The 433-nt window shown below is 72.5% G+C and carries 1 pseudogene; it reads left to right on the top strand.

Annotation, left to right across the window (positions count from 1 at the left end):
• Nucleotides 1-433 (top strand): annotated as a pseudogene (locus EAD96_RS30960) (hypothetical protein); the annotation flags it as partial.

Here is a 433-nt window from a genome sequence, read left to right as displayed (position 1 = left end):
CGCCGATGCGCACCCTCACCATCGAGGCGACCAACCGCGACGGTCGCCCGGCCACCGGCTTCCCCGACCGGGCGGAGCTGTGGAACCTGGACACCGGCGTGCAGCACTACGGGTTCTTCGCCGACGGCCGGGCGACGGTGGAGCTGCCCGCCGGGCGGTACTCGCTGATGGCGCTCGTGCACAGTCTGGACGCCGGTGGCACCGAGAAGGACGTCACCGTGGCGGGCGACCCGGAGCTGCTCGTCGACGCGGACCGTACCGTGCGCCTCGACGCGCGGGCCGGCAACGAGATCCGGATGGACGTCGCGGACCCGACCGTGATCAGCCGCGGCGCCATCTCGTGGCAACGTACCGCCGGGAGCAGGTCGAACCTGTCCGGCTGGGCGTACAACCCGGCCAACGTCCAGCGGATCTACGCGGTGCCGACCCAGCC

This window comes from Micromonospora sp. BL1, assembly GCF_003667485.1.
GTDB classification, from domain to species: domain Bacteria; phylum Actinomycetota; class Actinomycetes; order Mycobacteriales; family Micromonosporaceae; genus Micromonospora; species Micromonospora tulbaghiae.
The sequence above is the reverse complement of the archived record's forward strand: the minus strand, read 5'-3'. Positions and strand labels throughout refer to the sequence as shown.